This window comes from Pantoea sp. PA1 (genome assembly GCF_056856975.1).
This window is the reverse complement of the sequence record NZ_JBXGEE010000001.1, coordinates 1,697,667-1,715,249: the sequence shown is the minus strand read 5'-3', so window position 1 is coordinate 1,715,249 and position 17,583 is coordinate 1,697,667. Positions and strand designations below refer to the sequence as shown.

The window sequence follows — 17,583 nt, the reverse complement described above, 5'->3', positions numbered from 1 at the left end:
GTTCAATATTTTTTCAATCTAGCAATCTGCTGTTTGTTCTTCAAACAGATTTGTTACATTTGCACACTTTTTATGTTGGCGCTATGTTAGTGGTGTGGCCGTTATTTTGAGCATTACGCAAACCTTATAGGGGCGGGTGAGATCATGACTAACCTGGTAGAAGTGGAAGACTTCACGCTTCACAGTGAAGAGAAACGAACCAGCGCGTTCCAGCTTGAGGTGAAAACCTGGCTGGAGCGCCATCCTGAAACGCAGTATGTCGACATCCTGTTAAATGATTTAAATGGTGTGTTTCGCGGCAAGCGCATTCCGGTCTCCGCGCTGCCCAAGCTGGAAAAAGGGTGTTATTTCCCCGCCTCGGTATTCGCCATGGATATCCTCGGCAATACGGTGGAAGAAGCGGGACTTGGCCAGTCACTGGGCGAACCCGACAATCTCTGCCTGCCGGTCAGCGGCACCTTAGTTCCCTCCGCCTCCGATCCTCAACACATTGCGCAGCTGCTGTTAACCATGTGCAACCAAGATGGCACTCCCTTTGACGTTGAACCCCGAAATGTCCTCAACCGGCTGTGGCAACAGCTGCGCAACCGAGGCCTTTTTCCGGTGGTAGCGGTAGAGCTGGAGTTCTATCTGGTTGACAAAAAGCGCGATGCTGAAGGGTTTATCCAGCCGCCCTGTGCGCCGGGCAGTGATGAACGCAACATGCAGAGCCAGGTTTATTCGGTTGATAACCTCGATCACTTTGCGGATGTGCTGCGTGATATCGACGATCTGGCGCGTCAGCAGGGGATACCGGCCGATGGCGCACTGGCTGAAGCCTCGCCCGGACAGTTTGAAATCAACCTGCATCATACCCGCGACGTGCTGCGCGCCTGCGACCATGCGGTGCAGCTTAAGCGGCTGATTCGGCAGGTGGCGGAGAACCACGGTATGACCGCCACCTTTATGGCTAAGCCCTATGAAGAGTATGCGGGCAGCGGGATGCATGTGCACATCAGCATGCTGGATGCCGCCGATCATAACGCCTTCGCCTGTGACGACGGCAGTGATTCGCCGCTGATGAAGCGGGCGCTGGCTGGCATGATCGACCTGATGCCGGCGTCGATGGCACTGCTGGCGCCCAACGTGAATGCCTATCGCCGCTTTGTGCCGGATGCGTATGTGCCGTTACAGGCCTCATGGGGCCATAACAATCGCACCGTCGCGCTGCGTGTGCCGTGTGGAGATATCGACAATCATCGCATTGAGTATCGGGTGGCGGGGGCGGATGCCAACCCCTATCTGGTGGTTTCTGCTATTCTTGCCGGTATGCTGCACGGACTGGATACGCAACTGCCGCTGCCGCAGCCGGTGACCGGCAACGGGCATCATGCGGAAGGGCTGGCCCTGCCGATCCGGCAGAGCGATGCCCTGTATGAATTTGACAGCAGCTATCCGCTGCAGAAGTTACTCGGCGAACGCTTTGCCAGCGTCTGGCACAGCTGCAAACACCATGAGCTGATGCAGTTTGAACGGCTGATCACCGCCACGGAAATTGACTGGATGCTGAAAAATGCCTGACCGGGGCGTTAATCGCTAATCTGAATTGCTTTTTTTGCTTATGATGCCCCGACGGCTTGAATTTCTGCCCGTGGTTGGGCAGAATACGCGGCCTGCAAAATCAGACGATAACCGACGCTTTAAGCGCCGGTTATTTTTTTTGCATTCAGTTTTAACAGAGCATTTTTGCTGACTTAACCGAGGCCGGGCACGCACCCGGATAGATAAACACTGAAAACACGCACACGCGTGAGATTGAGGATTACAAAGATGGGGATGTTTACCACACTGCCAGTCAATGCTGGCACGCGTTTTCGTGATGATTACGGCGCCGCGTTAACCGCTAACCCTACTCCCTGTCGCTTGATGCGCAGTTGCCCTGTGACCCAGCCCAGCCAGGTTGTCGCACATGGGGGACTGAAGCATGTCGCTTAATACCTCCGCCGCACCGCAGCGTGCGCAACTCAAAAAAACGCTAACGTTACTTCCGGTCGTCATGATGGGCTTAGCCTACATGCAGCCTATGACCCTGTTCGATACATTTGGTATTGTTTCTGGTCTGACCGATGGTCACGTTGCCACTGCTTATGCTTTCGCGCTGATTGCGATTCTGTTCACTGCCGTGAGCTACGGTAAGCTGGTACGCCGCTTCCCCTCTGCGGGCTCCGCTTATACCTACGCTCAGAAGGCAATCAGTCCGCACGTCGGTTTTATGGTTGGCTGGTCATCTCTGCTGGACTACCTGTTCATGCCGATGATCAACATCCTGCTGGCAAAAAATTACTTTGAGTCGCTGGTGCCCGGCATCCCGTCGTGGATTTTTGTGGTACTGCTGGTCGGTTTCATGACGCTCTCTAACCTGAAGGGCATCAAAACTGTCGCCAACTTCAACAGCGTCATTGTGGTGCTGCAGGTTGTTGTTATGCTCGGTATCACCGGTATGGTGATCTACGGTGTGGCAAGCGGCGTGGGTTCGGGCACTCTGGTGAGCAGCAGACCGTTCTGGTCTGAGAATGCGCACGTGGTGCCGATGATTACCGGTGCGACGATCCTCTGCTTCTCGTTCCTCGGCTTTGACGGCATCAGTTCGCTGTCGGAAGAGACCAAAGATGCAGAACGCACCATCCCGCGCGCGATTTTCCTGACGGCGCTGATCGGTGGTGTGATCTTTATCGCGGCATCCTATTTCCTGCAGCTCTACTTCCCGGACATCAGCCGTTTCCAGGACCCGGACTCGTCACAGCCTGAAATCATGCTGTTCGTCGCCGGTAAAGCGCTGCAGGTCGGCATCCTGATCTTCTCGGTGGTCACGGTGCTGGCATCCGGTATGGCGGCGCATGCGGGCGTTTCGCGCCTGATGTATGTCATGGGTCGTGATGGCGTGTTCCCGGAGCGTTTCTTCGGTTACATCCATCCAAAATGGCGTACCCCGTCGCTCAACGTGCTGCTGGTGGGCGCGATTGCGCTGATGGCGATTAACTTCGACCTGGTCACGGCGACGGCGCTGATCAACTTCGGTGCGCTGGTGGCGTTTACCTTTGTGAACCTGTCGGTGATCGCGCAGTTCTGGATCCGTGAGAAGCGTAACCGCACGCTGAAAGATCACGTTCAGTATCTGCTGCTGCCGCTGCTCGGTGCGCTGACGGTCGGTGCGCTGTGGGTGAACCTGGAAGAGAGTTCTATGGTGCTGGGCCTGATCTGGGCCGCCATCGGGATTATCTACCTGGCCTTCGTGACCCGCAGCTTCCGTAATCCGGTGCCGCAGTTCAGCGAAGAGATTTAATCGCGAAGACGTTGCCGCCTTTCCGGCTCTTCCGGGAAGGCGGCAATAACCTAACCTGCCAGTACCAGCTCCCAGCTCCCCGCCTTTAACTGTTCCAGCGCCGCTTCACTCAACTTTTTGTCGGTAATGATCTGATCAAACCTCTCCAGCGGCAACGCCAGAAACGTTGCTATCCGGCTGTACTTCGAACTGTCACTGAGCAGCACGCGCTTACTGCTCACCTCGCTGACCGCCTGCTTCACGGTGACCTTATCTTCATCGGGCGTAAACAGGCCTCGCGGCCCCCAGCAGGAGGCAGAGATAAACGCGATATCAATCGCCAGATGACGCAGGCTTCTTGCTGCCGATTCGCCGACGCAGGAGCGGTTTTCCCGGCAGACCGTTCCGCCGGTGTGGATCACTCTGCACTGACTGCCCTCCATCAACAGATTCGCGACCATGAAATCGTTGGTCACCACCAGTAAATCATCACGATCCACTACCTCTCTCGCCAGGGCCAGCATGGTGGTGCCGGCATCCAGATAGATGCAGCTATTGCGGGGAATGTGCCGGGCGGCGGTGCGGCCAATCGCATATTTCTCATCGTTAAAGAGGGTACTTTTGGTGAGATGTGAAGGCTCAGCCGCCAGCCGATCGGCAGTGCGTACGCCGCCGGAGACTGACAGCACCGCACCCTGTTCCTCCAGTTTCTGCACATCACGACGTATCGTCATGTGTGAGACTCCCAGCCGCTCCGTCAGCTCGGCGATGCTCACCACACCACGATCGGCCACCAAGGCAAGGATCTGTTGATGACGTTCAACCGGAATCATACCTGCTCCTGCTATTTACCATTTTTTCACATTGTAGTGTATTTCATGGTTTATCAGAACAGATAATCACAGGGTCAGGGCTGAGAGTATGTTCAGATTCCCAGACATAAAAGGGAAGCCCGACCGTGTTAAAAATTGTTCTCTGACGAAGCTGTGATGTTTTTTGTGAGACGTGACACATTTTCAGCCGCCGGATGCTGGCACGATTAACAGTAACAAACAAATAATCACTTAATTTAACAGGGGGCGTAACGTGCCAGCGAAGAACATCTGTGTTATCGGGTTAGGATCCATGGGCATGGGGGCTGCACAATCCTGCCTGCGCGCCGGTCTCAACACCTGGGGCGTCGATTTAAATCCGGCCGCACTTGAGACGTTGCGACGGGCAGGTGCGCGCGATGCGCAGCCCTCGGCATCTGCCTTTGCTGACCAGCTCGATGCTGTTTTGCTGCTGGTGGTCAATGCACAGCAGGTGAACGCGGTTCTGTTTGGTGAAAATGGCCTGGCGGCAAAGCTGCGTCCGGGGACCGTGGTGATGGTCTCATCCACGCTGTCAGCCAGCGACGCGCAGCAGATTGAGCAGCAGCTGGCGCAGCATCAGCTGCTGATGCTCGATGCACCGGTCTCCGGCGGGGCTGCCAAAGCGGCCAGCGGTGAGATGACGGTCATGGCGTCCGGCAGTGAGGCGGCGTTTAGCCAGCTGCAACCGGTACTGGATGCGGTCGCGGCCAAAGTCTATCGCGTGGGCAGTGAGATCGGGGCGGGCTCCACCGTCAAAATTATCCATCAGCTGCTGGCGGGCGTTCACATCGCGGTGGGGGCAGAAGCGATGGCGCTGGCGGCACGAGCCGGTATTCCGCTGGAAACGATGTATGAAGTGGTCACCAACGCTGCGGGTAATTCATGGATGTTCGAGAACCGTATGAAGCATGTGGTAGACGGTGACTACAGCCCGAAATCGGCTGTCGATATCTTTGTGAAAGATCTTAACCTGGTGGCCGACACCGCCAAAGCACTGCATTTTCCGCTGCCGCTGGCCTCCACCGCGCTTACTATGTTCACCGAAGCCAGCAACGCCGGTTATGGTCGTGAGGATGACAGCGCCGTGATCAAGATCTTCAGCGGCATAACGCTGCCGCAGGCGAAGGAGGAGGGATGATGCGTCTTGGTGTAATCGCAGATGATTTTACCGGTGCCACCGACATCGCCAGCTTTCTGGTGCAGAACGGGCTGAGCACCATTCAGTTCAACGGCATTCCCGGCGGTGAAATCGCCACCGATGCCCAGGCGATGGTGATCAGCCTGAAGAGTCGCTCCTGTCCGGCAGAGCAGGCGGTTGCTCAGTCGCTGGCTGCGCTGGCATGGTTACAGCAGCAGGGCTGCCAGCGCTTCTATTTTAAATATTGCTCCACCTTCGACAGCACCGCCCAGGGCAATATTGGTCCGGTGACCGATGCCCTGATGAAGGCGCTGGGTGAGACGCAGACCGTTATCTGTCCGGCTCTGCCGGTCAATGGCCGCACGGTCTATCAGGGCCATCTGTTTGTTGGTGACCAGCTGCTGTCGGAGTCGGGGATGCGTCATCATCCGGTTACGCCCATGCGCGAGAGCAACCTGCTGCGTCTGATGGCATCACAGACGACGGGCAAAGCCGGACTGATCGCGGCGGCACAGGTCGACCAGGGCGCCGACTCCGTCCGGCAGGCGATGCATCAGCTGGCAGAGCAGGGCGTCAGCTACGTGGTGATCGACACGCTGCATCACCAGCATCTGCTGACGCTGGGCGCGGCCCTCAGCGATCTGCGGCTGGTGACCGGCGGTTCCGGGCTGGCTATCGGTCTGGCGCGGCAGTGGGCGAGAGCCGGGGCGGATGCTCAGGCAGAGCAGGCAGGGCGTCCGCAGGGTGGGCGCGCCGTGGTGTTGTCCGGCTCCTGTTCGCAGATGACCTGCCGGCAGGTCAGCCTCTATCGCCAGCAGGCACCGGCCTGCGAAGTGCAGGTCGAACCCTGCATGCAGAATTCAGATGACTATGCCCGCCAGCTCTGTGACTGGACGGAAGCCAATAGCCAGCACTCTCTGGCTCCGCTGCTTTATGCCACCACCGACGCACAGCAGCTGCAGGCGATCCAGCAGCGCTATGGTGCGCAGCGCAGCAGTGAGGCCGTTGAGCAGCTGTTTGCCGCCGTGACGCGGGAGCTGAAACGGCGCGGCTGGCAGCGCTTTATTGTGGCCGGGGGAGAAACCTCCGGTGTGGTGGCGCAGACGCTGGGCGTGACCGCCTTTCACATCGGCCCGACAATTTCGCCGGGCGTACCCTGGGTGCGTGATATCCACCAGCCGCTCTCTCTGGCACTGAAGTCGGGGAATTTTGGCGACGAAGACTTTTTCCGCCGCGCGCAAACGGAGTTTACCTATGACTGAATCTTTCTCTTTAACTGAGCAGCAGGCGCGTGATGAGATGGTGCGGCTGGGGGCCTCATTTTTTCAGCGCGGCTATGCCACCGGTTCGGCGGGCAACCTCTCCCTGCTGCTTGAAGACGGTAATCTGCTGGCGACGCCGACCGGCTCCTGCCTCGGCGAGTTACAGGCTGATCGGCTGGCAAAAGTGACGCCGGAGGGAGAGTGGCTCTCTGGCGACAAACCCTCCAAAGAGATCGCTTTCCACCGCGCGCTCTACCTGAATAATCCCGACTGCCGGGCGGTGGTGCATCTGCACAGCCACTACCTGACGGCGCTCTCCTGTCTGCAGGGGCTGGACACGGACAACTGTATCCGGCCGTTCACCCCCTATGTGGTGATGCGTGTCGGGGATGTGCCGGTCGTGCCCTACTATAAGCCCGGCGATGGGCGACTGGCGGAGGATCTGGCGCGGCTGGCCCCCCGCTATCGCGCCTTTTTGCTGGCGAATCATGGCCCGGTGGTGGTGGGAAAATCACTGCAGGAAGCCGCCGATAACACGGAAGAACTGGAAGAGACGGCCCGGTTAATCTTTACGCTGGGTGACCGGCCCATTCGTTATCTCAATGCTGCCGAAGTGGCGGAATTAAGGAGCCGATAATGCCAAAGTTTGCTGCTAACCTGACCACCCTGTTTACGGAACTGCCGTTCGCGGAGCGCTTCGCGGCGGCGGCTGATGCGGGCTTCCGCGCCGTAGAGTTTATGTTTCCCTATGACTATCCCGCCAGCCAGATCAAAACGTGGCTGGATGAGCATCAGCTACAGCTCGTGCTCTTCAATACTGCTCCCGGCAACGTCGCAGCGGGAGAGTGGGGCGTCATCGCTATTCCTGGCCGGGAAGCGGATGCCAGAGCAGACATCGATCGCGCCCTGAGCTATGCGCTGGCGCTGAACTGCCCGCAGGTGCATGTCATGGCGGCCACCGTGCCGCCGGGGGCTGACCGTCAGCGCTATGCCGACACCTTCATTCACAACATGCGTTATGCCGCGGAGCGCTTCGCGCCACACGGCATCAACCTGCTGATTGAAGCCCTGAATCCGACCACCAAACCGGGGTATCTCTACGCCAGCCAGTATCAGACGCTGGAGATGGCAGAACAGATCGATCGCCCTAACGTCTTTACTCAGCTCGACCTTTTCCACGCACAACGTGTGGATGGCAATCTCACGCACCTGATTCGTCACTATGCCGGGCGCTATGCCCACGTGCAGATCGCCTCAGCACCGGACCGTCATGAGCCGGATGAGGGTGAAATCTATTATCCGTATCTCTTCTCGCTGCTGGATGAAGTCGGCTATAGCGGCTGGGTGGGCTGCGAGTATATCCCGCGCGGTCGCACTAACGAGGGGCTGGGCTGGTTTTCGCCCTGGAAGATAAAAGCCTGATTTAACGCGCTGTAAAAAACCGGTGTTCCGGCACCGGCAGGGAGCGGCTTGCCCTTTTTCCGGCCCTGCACCTGCTCTTCCTGTACCCCGATAACCTAAAAAATATAACACTTTCTGAGGCTTACTATGTCCACCGCACTGCTGTTAGCCATAGCGACCGCCAGCATTGTGATCCTGCTGCTGCTGGTGATCAAAGCTAAAGTCCATCCGTTTGTCGCCCTGTTAATTGTCAGTCTGCTGGTGGCGATCGCCACGGGCATCCCGGCCGAAAAAATCATGGAGACGATTGTTACCGGTATGGGGGGGCTGCTCGGTCACATCACCATTATTATCGTTCTCGGTGCCATGCTCGGCGCGATCATAGAAGCCTCGGGGGGCGCCGAGTCGCTGGCGCAGCGTTTCAGTAAGACGCTGGGGTTAAAACGGACCGTGGCGGCCCTGACCATGGCGGCTTTTATCCTCGGAATCCCGGTCTTTTTTGAAGTAGGCTTCATCATTGTTATCCCGCTGATCTATGGATTTACCAAAGTGGCGCGGGTCTCACCCCTGAAGTTTGGCCTGCCGATGGCGGGCGTGATGCTGACGGTGCACGTGGCGCTGCCGACCCATCCCGGTGCCGCCGCCGCCGCGGGGATCCTGCACACCGACATGGGCTGGCTGATGATGCTGGGTATCGCCATTTCGATTCCGGTCGGGATCATCGGCTACTACGTGGCGAAGGTGATGAACCGTCGCCACTATCATCTTTCAGTGGACGTGCTCGAACAGCTGCAGATGGCAAAACCCGAGGGACAGGAAAAGAAGAATGAGCCCGCACCGCCTGGCGCGCTGACCATCAGCGGGCTGATTGTGGTGCCGATTGTCCTGATTGTGCTGGGCACGCTGTCCCACACCCTGATGGATGAGGGCAATCTGCTGCGGAGCGTGATGACCGTAATCGGTACCCCACCCATTGCTCTGCTGATTGCCCTGGGGCTGGCGGCCTGGCTGCTGGGGGTACGACGTGGCTGGAGCAAAGATAAGCTGGAAGACCTGACCGGCCGGGCGATCCCCACGTCTGCCAGTGTGATACTGGTGGCGGGTGCCGGTGGCGCTTTCGGCAAAGTGCTGGTGGAGTCGGGCGTCGGCAAAGCGCTGGCGGTCACGCTTGAAACGCTGCATCTGCCGCTGGTGCCTGCGGCGTTCATCCTGTCGCTGGCGCTGCGTGCGTCACAGGGCTCCGCCACCGTGGCGATCCTGACAACCAGCGGATTGCTGACGCAGGCGGTGACCGGCGTAACGGACATGCAGCGGGTACTGGTGACGCTGGCGGCCTGCTTTGGCGGGCTGGGACTGTCACATGTCAATGACGCAGGTTTCTGGGTGGTGACGCGCTATCTCGGGCTGTCAGTGGCTGACGGTCTGCGCACCTGGACGGTACTGACCACCTTAATGGGGCTGAGCGGTTTTGCCCTGACCTGGCTGGCGTGGACGCTGCTGTAATCCACGACACAGCCCGGTGCCAGACCCGGCAGAGGATGCCGGGCGGCATTCAGGATTCAGGAGACCAGCTCCTGCGCGTAGAGATAGAGCGCTTTCAGCTGTCCGAGTTTTTCCGCATCGGCTTCATGCAGACTGGCGAGCGACTCCAGCTCCTGCATAAACGCCTGCACCCGATCGCTGTTAAGCACTTCACGCCGATGCTGCAGCCAGCGCTGCTGCTCGGCATCATCCAGCGTGCCGGGGAAGTTACGCGCCCGGTAGCGGAACAGCAGTTTCGCCACCCGCGCACTCTCAAAGGTCAGGTCCAGCGCAGGCAGATTCGCCGGGGCGGTCTGGCGGATGATGTTCATCCCCGCGCGATCCGCATCACTGAAGAAGCCATCATAGAGTTGCGTGTCTACGTCGTCTGATGGCGTAAACGGCTCGGCTTCGGCAAACAGCGTCACCAGTTTCTCCCGCACGTCGGGCTGCTGGCGCAGCAGGGCCAGATTCGCCAGACAGTGCTGACGATCGATGCCCAGCCGGGCAGCATCTTCCGGGCGCAGCGTGCTGGCCGGGGCCAGAACCGGACACTTATTGATATGCACCAGTTTAACCGGCACGGCCGGCAGATCGCCGAGATCGTTTTTCGGCGTATAGAGGCGTTCACGCAGTGCTCCGGCATCCAGTTCCAGCAGCGGCGACATATCACCCGCCAGATCCACCACGATCAGCGCATTCCGGTTATCGGGATGCCAGGCCAGCGGCACAATCCAGCTGGTATTCCCGCGCGCGGCACCGAACATACCTGAGACATGCACCAGCGGCTTCATCTGCGGGATGTCGATCAGCGTCATCAGCTTGTTCTTGTTACGATGGGTGAACAAAAACTCAAACAGCTTTGGCTGCTTCTCTTTCACCAGCTTCGCCATCGCCAGCGTGGCGTACACATCGGACATCGCATCATGCGCATTTTCATGCGCCACACCGTTGGCTTTGGTCAGATGCTCCAGCCGGAAGCTGGGAAAGCCTTCCTCATTCTCCGGCCAGTTGATGCCATCCGGCCGCAGCGCATAGCAGGCACGCATCACGTCGAGCAGGTCCCAGCGGGAATTGCCATTCTGCCAGCTCCAGCCATAGGGATCGTAGAAGTTGCGATAGAAGATATTGCGTGTGACTTCATCGTCGAAGCGCACGTTGTTGTAGCCCACCACACAGGTTTGTTCCGTGGTAAACAGGGAATGGATACGTTCAGCAAACTCCGCTTCATTCACGCCGCGCGTCATCGCCACCTGAGGCGTGATACCGGTAATCATCACCGCTTCGGGCTGCGGCAGATAGTCATCAGGCAGACGGCAGTAGAAGACTTCGGGTTCACCCACCGGATTAAAGTCACTGTCAGTGCGCAGCCCGGCAAACTGAGCAGGCCGGTCGCGCGACGGGCTGGTGCCGAAGGTCTCGTAATCGTGAAAGAGGAAGGTAGGTTGTCCGGGGTCGTTTTTCAAATTTCATATCCGTTCATTGCGTTCACTGGGTGAAAAAACAGAAAGCGATAAACCTGCTCTCTGCGCCTCTGCACGCAGCAGGGTGAGTGAAGATCGTTGTCTGTTACACGCCTTAATGATTCAGCGTGACCGAACCGCTATAGCGGTTCCGGGCCTGTCTATATGGTAAACCATATTGTCACGCGTCAGAAGTTAAGGGCTGTCCCGAATAAGGCAGAGGCACCCCAGTTCATACTTTTTTTCAATTTATTCAAACCTTCACAACGCTTTTGCCGTAAAACGTGCGGCTGTTTCCGTTTCGTTTTAGAAATTTTCTCTCCCGTGTAATTAAGGATGAAGTGTTGAAAAGGCGTCTGCTGTTCACTGTTACCGCTACTGTTTTTTGGGCCTCGCTGGCACAGGCCGATGCGATCCCGTTTCCTGTGACGCCGCCGGCAATTGATGCCGCTTCCTGGGTGCTGATGGATGCCATGACCGGGCAGGTTCTGACTGCCGGTAATCCCGATGAGCGCCGCAATCCCGCCAGCCTGACCAAACTGATGACCGGCTATGTGGTCGACCGCGCCATTGACCAGAAGAAAATCAGCCGTGACGACATGGTTACGGTGGGAAAAGATGCGTGGGCGGCGGGAAATCCGGTGTTCAAAGGCTCCTCGCTGATGTTCCTGAAGCCCGGCGATAAGCTGAGCGTCCGGGATTTAAGCCGCGGGGTCATCATTGATTCCGGGAATGACGCCTGCGTGGCCCTGGCCGACTATGTCGCAGGCAGCGAAGCAAATTTCGTTGGTATGATGAATCACTACGTTGAGAAACTCGGCCTGCAGAATACCCATTTTGAAACGGTTCACGGTCTGGATGCGCCGGGTCAGTACTCCAGCGCACTGGATATGGCGAAACTCTCCCGCGCGATTATTGACGGTGAGCCTGACTTCTACGCGATGTACAGTGAGAAGACCCTGACCTGGAATGGCATCACCCAGAACAACCGTAATGGTCTGCTGTGGGACAATAACCTGCATGTTGACGGGCTGAAAACCGGCCACACCGAAACGGCCGGGTTTAACATCATCGCCTCCAACGTGGTGGGTAAGCATCGCCTGATTGCTGTCGTGATGGGCGGGAAAAGCGCGAAAGGGCGTGAAGAGCAGGCGCGTAAACTGCTGGTCTGGGGCCAGAACACCTTCGATACCGTTCAGCTGTTCCACGCCGGTAAGAAGATTGGCAGCGAAAACGTCTGGTACGGCAATCCGCATCAGGTCGAGGTCGGCACTGCAGAGGATATCTATCTGTCGCTGCCGCGCAGTGAAGTCCAGAACGTGAAAGCGAAATATGTCATCGACCGCAAAGATCTGGAGGCGCCGCTGAAAGCCAATGAGGTGATCGGTGAAATTCAGGTGATGGATAAAGATCAGGAGATCGCCCATTATCCGCTGGTGGCGCTGAGTGCGGTTGAACCCGCCGGTGTCATTACCCGACTGACCGACTATCTCAAACAGAAGTTCTGATCGGTCAATGGGTCACCACTGAAACGGGCAGCCTCTGAGCTGCCCGTTTTTACAGGGGAGCAGCTTCCCGTCTGATCCGGCGTCCGTCAAGGTTAACGAGCAGTAATAAATTGTTTTTAATTTACGGGCGGCAATGTGAGCCGGATGTTGATATTTGTAAGATAACGTCAAAATGGTCTGGAAATAGCGGGCGCAGGCTAAGCCTGAACCCCGTTCGGGGTTAAGATAGCGGCAACATAATCCCGCAACCGGAAAGTCACTTTGCGTTCTGATAAACCCATTTCAAAACTGGAATTCTGGTTTTACCGTCACTATCGCGCCGTTCATGGCGTGCGCATTGCCATCGCCTTTTTGCTCTGCTTTATCTTTGTCCGGGCCACTCATATCCCTGAAGGCACCTGGCCCCTGATCACGCTGGTGGTGGTGATGGGGCCCATCTCTACGTGGGGAAACGTCTTCCCACGCGCCCTGCAGCGCATCAGCGGCACCGTAGCCGGCTCGATTTCCGGTCTGATTGCGCTGAAGCTGGAGCTGATCTCCATGCCGATGATGCTGGCCTGGTGCGGCATGATCATGTTCATCAGTGGCTTCCTGACGCTGGGCAAGCACCCTTATATGGCGTTGCTGATCGGGATTACGCTCAGCGTCGTCGTCGGTGCACCGACCGGTGACTTCACGATGGCGCTGTGGCGCGGCGGGGATGTGATCCTGGGGTCGCTGATGGCGCTGCTGTTCACCGCTATCTGGGCGCAGCGCGCCTATACCCACTGGCGCATCCAGCTCTCTGACACGCTGGCGGAGATGGCAAAAATTTACCACGCCGGTTTCTCACCCAATCTGGTCGAAAAGCCGCGCCTTAACAAGCCGCTGGGCAAATTGCTGAGCAGCGTCATCAAAATGCGGGCGCTGCTGGAGCCGTCCAGCAAAGAGACGCGCATCCCGAAGTCGGTGCTGGAAGCCATTCAGACCATTAACCGTAATATGGTTTACACCATTGAGATGCAGATTAATGCCTGGTGGGCGTCGCGTGAAAGCCACCTGATTATGCTCAACGCACCCGCCTTACGCCGCACCCAGCAGATGACCGAGAACACGCTGCGCGCGCTGTCCGTCATGGCAATCGAGGGGGAAACGGAAGAGGTGGTCGCCAACAGTCACGAACTCACCGAAATCAGTGATGAACTGCGGCGCCTGATTGCGGAGGCGGGTAGCGACGCGCTGGAGGAGACGCCGATCTACGGCTACGTCTGGCTGACGCTGGAACTGGCGAAACAGCTGGAGCGGATGACCGATCTGATGCGGATGGCGCTGCGCAAATAATCACCTCAGACAATGACTTAATGTGAAACGGGGTTTCTTTGCGCTAAGATAAGAGCCAGTCTGAATTTAGCTGTGAAAATTGCTTACCTGGCGGGCTAGCCGCTAAGCTGATCGTTTTGACTCTCTCCCTGCGTCAGCAGGCTTAAAGAAAGGTGCCATCATGGAAAATGCCAAGCAGTCATTTCAGGACGTACTGGAGTTCGTGCGTATGTTCCGCCGCAAAAACAAACTGCAGCGTGAAATTGTCGACAACGAGAAGAAAATTCGTGACAACCAGAAGCGCGTTCTGCTGCTCGACAACCTGAGCGAATACATCAAGCCGGGCATGAGCGTTGAGGCTATTCAGGAGATCATTGCCAGCATGCGCGTGGATTATGAAGATCGCGTGGATGAGTACATCATCAAAAACGCCGACCTCTCAAAAGAGCGTCGCGAGCTGTCGAAAAAGATCAAAGCTATGGGCGTGGGTGAACATCCTAAAGCCTGATAGCCGATAACGGAGCGCAGCGGCTCCGGTTACTGAAGATGACCCGCATCCACCCCGGTGGCGCGGGTTTTTTTATGGCAGCGGGAAAGCCTGGTGCTACTGGCCGGACAGCCGACGGGCGATCGCCTGAAGCTGTTGGGACAGCGCAGCTAAATCGAGCGAGTTATCGGCTGCCGGGGCGGTGGTTTCCCGGATAACCAGCGTGGTTTCCAGCGCAGCGTCAGAAACCTCTTCGCCGCGCAGACGGGCCAGCATCCGCTCAACGCTCTGCGCGCCCAGATAATGCAAATCCTGGCGCACCGTAGTCAGCGGCGGCTGATACCAGGCACTTTCCGCGGTGTCATCATAACCAATCACTGAGATCTCGCCCGGAATCGTTACGCCATACTGATGCAGCGCCCGCATGGCACCCAGCGCCATCTGATCGTTCGCCACCAGCAGTGCCTGGGGCAGGGCGTCCGGCAGCTGCGACATCAGCGCCTGATAGCCCGACTGCGCGCTCCAGTCGCCGCGCAGAGAGCAGTGCGGGGTAAGCTGATGGTCAGCCAGCGCCTGAAGCCAGGCCGCTTCACGCTGACGCGCCGAGACCGACCGCAGTGGCCCGTTGAGCAGGCCAATCCGGCGATGACCCAGCGCCACCAGATGTTCAACCGCGGCGCGCGCGCCGGAGGCGTTCGGATACTGACACTGCGCCACCGCGGCACGCGGTTCGACATCCAGAAACAGCACCGGCTTACTGCCACACAACAGCTGAATCTGCTGCGCCTCATCTGCCGCCAGTGGCAGGTTGATCAGCAGTCCGTCGACCCGCTGCGCCAGCAGTTCATTCACGGTAGCGGCCGCATCATGACCGCTCTCCATTGCAATCACCAGATGATACCCCGCGGCGGCGGCCCGTTGCTGGATCGCCGAGGCGATCTGAGCCGGTGCCATCAGCGCCAGGTCGCTGGTAGCCAGACCCAGCGTGCGCGTCGCCTTGCCTGCCAGCTGCTGTGCCACGCGATTAGGCACATAATTGAGCTGCTGCATCGCCGCCTCAACCCTTTCCCGCGTGCGGGCTGACACCTGTTCAGAACGGTTTAAAACACGTGAAACGGTTTGGTATGAGACGCCGGCCAGTTGCGCGACATCATCAAGGGTCACGGAGCGGGAAGTCATTGCACTCTCCAAAAGATGAAGCGCCGAGTGTAACAAAATTTCCTGCCACACTGCTGCTGCTCATTACACATTCACTCTTTTGCCAGCCGGGACCCATGCGGCCCCGGTCAGAACGGATTATCGCTATCCGGCTTAGCGCTGCTGCAGATAGACCTGCAGATTCACATCGACCGCGTTAAGCAGCGGAGTTATCAGACCTTTTCGTTTTGCCCGCAGCAGCAGGTCACCGATCACCTGATCGGCTTCGATATCAAATCCCTGAGTCAGGTCACGATACATCGAGGAGGTCATCGGGGTCTCCGGGTTATTCAGCAGTTCAAAAATGCGGGCGGTGACGGCCGGACGCGGCTGATACCCTTCGGCGGAAATCACCGCCAGAATCTCGCTGAAGATCCCCTGCAGCAGCGCTTCGCCCCCGCGGGTGGTCAGTATCTGCTGCGTATCGCCACGCGCCAGGCAGCAGACCGCCCCGAGCGTACTCAGCAGCAGCCACTTCTCCCACAGCTCATCCATAATGTTATCGCTGAAGCGGTTATCGACCTGACTGGTGCGCAGGGCGGCGTCAACCCGCTGCAGGCGCGCATCGTTATTGCCATCCAGCGCACCGTAGTAAAGCTGATGCAGCGGTGTCATCTGGATCACTTCACCGCTCTCACCCAGCGTGGCGTTGATTTTGCACAGGCCGCCTATCACCTTATTGTCACCGAAACGCTGCTGCAGCGTCGCGATGTGTCGCATCCCGTTGAGAATCGGCATGATCAGCGTGTCAGGGCCGACCGCAGGCGCGATATCCTCCATGAGCTGTTCAAGCGCAAAACTCTTTACGGTAATTATGATCAGGTCATAGTGGTCGCTCAGCGAGCGGGCCTGGATCAGCTGCGGCTCCAGCTTTTCCGTTCCCTGCGGCGTCTGTAACACCAGTCCATTCATCTGTAGCTGCTGAAAACGGCGTTCGCGCACCAGAAACGTGACGTCCTGACCCGCCTGAGCCAGTCGGGCACCAAAATATCCGCCGGTCGCGCCGGCTCCTGCCATCAGAATGCGCATCTGCATCTCCCGTTGCTGAAAACCTCTACCTTAAAGCGGTGTGAGCGGGCTTACCAGTGCTGACGTCAGCAGAAAAGGATCGATGCGGGTCGTCACCGACGGGCAGAGCAGGGCTTCCGCTGACGGAGCGGCGGGCCGGAAGGGCGTAACACGTTAAAGCCGGGGGAGGCCCTGCGCAGCCGCGTCGTGCTCCCAGTCCAGCACAATCTGATAATCGTCCCGCTCTGCCGGGCTGAATCCGCCGATCAGATTGTCGTCGCAGACGTCACGCCAGGCCGTCTCCTGCACCAGCTGGTACAGCGCCAGCCGGAGATGTGCCAGCCGGATGGAGGAGGTTGACGCTGCCGTGATCAGCGGCAGTCCGGGTGCCAGGGGTGTTTCACCGATAATATGCAGGCCCTCCAGTGCTTCCGGTTTATAACGCGCCAGCAGCGTCCAGCTGACGCAGTCGATCGCAGCAATATCGGCATGGCCTTGCTGCAACGCAGCCAGCGACCGGCGATGCCCGCCGCTCAGGATGAGCTGAGAAAAGGTGACGCCCTGACGCGCCGCGACAAACCGCAGTGCGTTATAGCCGGAGTGAGAGTCCAGGCTGTTCGCCACCGCCCGCTGGTCAGTGAAATCGGCCAGCGTCGCCTGTTTATCCCGCGCCACCAGCCAGCTGCGATAGTCGCGACCGCTGCAGCCGGGCGCCCGATAGTGAAAGGTGCCGACAGGCTGGACCGCGGTAAGCCGGGTGACCAGTGGATAGCCACAGGTCTGACTCAGCAGCAGATGCGCATCCTGCCAGTGTGCCTGCAGGTCGTCAGGCCAGACCGGCTGCGCTTCTATGCCACGCCGCGCCAGCAGCGTCTTAATGGCCTGCATCAGCGCCCGGGTGGCGGGCGGGTGAATCGCATACATGGGCAGCGCGAGCCGGTTAGTCATCAGGTTTCTCCCGGTCAGGATAGGGTAGCCCCCCGCGCGAAGATCGGGCTGCATCAGGGGATAAATAAGCAAAGCAGATAATCAGCCTGGCTATGTCGAAATTCCTGAATATAGCGCTGAAAGATATTGACTATCAGTTGCAGCGCGGAGGGCGTAACCTTTGCCTATCAGAAATTGCCTTACATCCACGGGCGTT

15 protein-coding genes are annotated in these 17,583 nt (G+C 58.2%); 10 read left to right on the top strand and 5 right to left on the bottom strand.

The features are described 5' to 3' along the window. Positions 1 to 144 precede the first annotated feature (144 nt). Complete coding sequence (locus AC1V0D_RS08425) at positions 145 to 1,560, top strand: glutamine synthetase family protein (protein WP_009089328.1); 1,416 nt, start codon at positions 145 to 147, stop codon at positions 1,558 to 1,560. A gap of 403 nt (positions 1,561 to 1,963) precedes the next feature. After that, positions 1,964 to 3,322, top strand: a complete 1,359-nt coding sequence (locus AC1V0D_RS08420) for an APC family permease (protein WP_009089331.1) — start codon at positions 1,964 to 1,966, stop codon at positions 3,320 to 3,322. A gap of 50 nt (positions 3,323 to 3,372) precedes the next feature. On the opposite strand, the gene ygbI is transcribed toward AC1V0D_RS08420, so the two are convergent. Further along, positions 3,373 to 4,134: a DNA-binding transcriptional repressor YgbI gene (ygbI, locus tag AC1V0D_RS08415; protein ID WP_009089333.1), complete on the bottom strand. Its 762-nt coding sequence runs from the start codon at positions 4,132 to 4,134 to the stop codon at positions 3,373 to 3,375. A 253-nt stretch (positions 4,135 to 4,387) separates the two neighbouring features. Between ygbI and ltnD the strand changes: the two genes are divergently transcribed. The 5 genes from ltnD to AC1V0D_RS08390 all read left to right on the top strand — a co-directional run bounded on the left by ltnD (position 4,388) and on the right by AC1V0D_RS08390 (position 9,459). After that, positions 4,388 to 5,293, top strand: a complete 906-nt coding sequence (ltnD, locus tag AC1V0D_RS08410) for an L-threonate dehydrogenase (RefSeq protein ID WP_033736190.1) — start codon at positions 4,388 to 4,390, stop codon at positions 5,291 to 5,293. Continuing rightward, complete coding sequence (gene otnK, locus AC1V0D_RS08405) at positions 5,293 to 6,555, top strand: 3-oxo-tetronate kinase (RefSeq protein ID WP_482907407.1); 1,263 nt, start codon at positions 5,293 to 5,295, stop codon at positions 6,553 to 6,555. Before ltnD ends, otnK begins: the two co-directional genes overlap by 1 nt. Continuing rightward, entirely contained in the window at positions 6,548 to 7,192 is a 645-nt protein-coding gene (gene otnC / locus AC1V0D_RS08400) for a 3-oxo-tetronate 4-phosphate decarboxylase (protein WP_009089340.1), read from the top strand. Before otnK ends, otnC begins: the two co-directional genes overlap by 8 nt. Then, positions 7,192 to 7,977: an HPr family phosphocarrier protein gene (locus AC1V0D_RS08395; RefSeq protein WP_009089342.1), complete on the top strand. Its 786-nt coding sequence runs from the start codon at positions 7,192 to 7,194 to the stop codon at positions 7,975 to 7,977. Before otnC ends, AC1V0D_RS08395 begins: the two co-directional genes overlap by 1 nt. 126 nt (positions 7,978 to 8,103) lie before the next feature. Beyond that, complete coding sequence (locus tag AC1V0D_RS08390; RefSeq protein ID WP_009089343.1) at positions 8,104 to 9,459, top strand: GntP family transporter; 1,356 nt, start codon at positions 8,104 to 8,106, stop codon at positions 9,457 to 9,459. A 56-nt stretch (positions 9,460 to 9,515) separates the two neighbouring features. Here AC1V0D_RS08390 and sbcB read toward each other — a convergent pair whose 3' ends face one another. Further along, positions 9,516 to 10,943: an exodeoxyribonuclease I gene (sbcB, locus tag AC1V0D_RS08385; protein ID WP_325973720.1), complete on the bottom strand. Its 1,428-nt coding sequence runs from the start codon at positions 10,941 to 10,943 to the stop codon at positions 9,516 to 9,518. 341 nt (positions 10,944 to 11,284) lie between these two features. On the opposite strand from sbcB, the gene dacD reads away from it, so the two are divergent. The 3 genes from dacD to tmaR all read left to right on the top strand — a co-directional run bounded on the left by dacD (position 11,285) and on the right by tmaR (position 14,255). Continuing rightward, positions 11,285 to 12,448 (top strand): serine-type D-Ala-D-Ala carboxypeptidase DacD, encoded by a 1,164-nt coding sequence (gene dacD, locus AC1V0D_RS08380; RefSeq protein ID WP_009089351.1) that lies wholly within the window; start codon positions 11,285 to 11,287, stop codon positions 12,446 to 12,448. A gap of 261 nt (positions 12,449 to 12,709) precedes the next feature. Continuing rightward, complete coding sequence (locus AC1V0D_RS08375; protein WP_009089353.1) at positions 12,710 to 13,768, top strand: FUSC family protein; 1,059 nt, start codon at positions 12,710 to 12,712, stop codon at positions 13,766 to 13,768. 160 nt (positions 13,769 to 13,928) lie between these two features. Continuing rightward, complete coding sequence (tmaR, locus tag AC1V0D_RS08370) at positions 13,929 to 14,255, top strand: PTS system regulator TmaR (protein ID WP_004571340.1); 327 nt, start codon at positions 13,929 to 13,931, stop codon at positions 14,253 to 14,255. A 96-nt stretch (positions 14,256 to 14,351) separates the two neighbouring features. On the opposite strand, the gene AC1V0D_RS08365 is transcribed toward tmaR, so the two are convergent. From AC1V0D_RS08365 to AC1V0D_RS08355, 3 genes are all read right to left on the bottom strand, one after another. Beyond that, positions 14,352 to 15,413 carry a LacI family DNA-binding transcriptional regulator gene (locus AC1V0D_RS08365; RefSeq protein WP_482907240.1) on the bottom strand — a complete coding sequence of 354 codons (1,062 nt, stop codon included), beginning with the start codon at positions 15,411 to 15,413 and terminating at the stop codon, positions 14,352 to 14,354. A 132-nt stretch (positions 15,414 to 15,545) separates the two neighbouring features. Further along, positions 15,546 to 16,460 carry a ketopantoate reductase family protein gene (locus AC1V0D_RS08360; RefSeq protein WP_482907239.1) on the bottom strand — a complete coding sequence of 305 codons (915 nt, stop codon included), beginning with the start codon at positions 16,458 to 16,460 and terminating at the stop codon, positions 15,546 to 15,548. Positions 16,461 to 16,613: 153 nt separating this feature from the next. After that, the gene (locus AC1V0D_RS08355; protein ID WP_482907238.1) at positions 16,614 to 17,387 is read right to left on the bottom strand and encodes a phosphate/phosphite/phosphonate ABC transporter substrate-binding protein; all 774 of its coding nucleotides are present in this window, start codon (positions 17,385 to 17,387) and stop codon (positions 16,614 to 16,616) included. Positions 17,388 to 17,583: the final 196 nt, after the last annotated feature.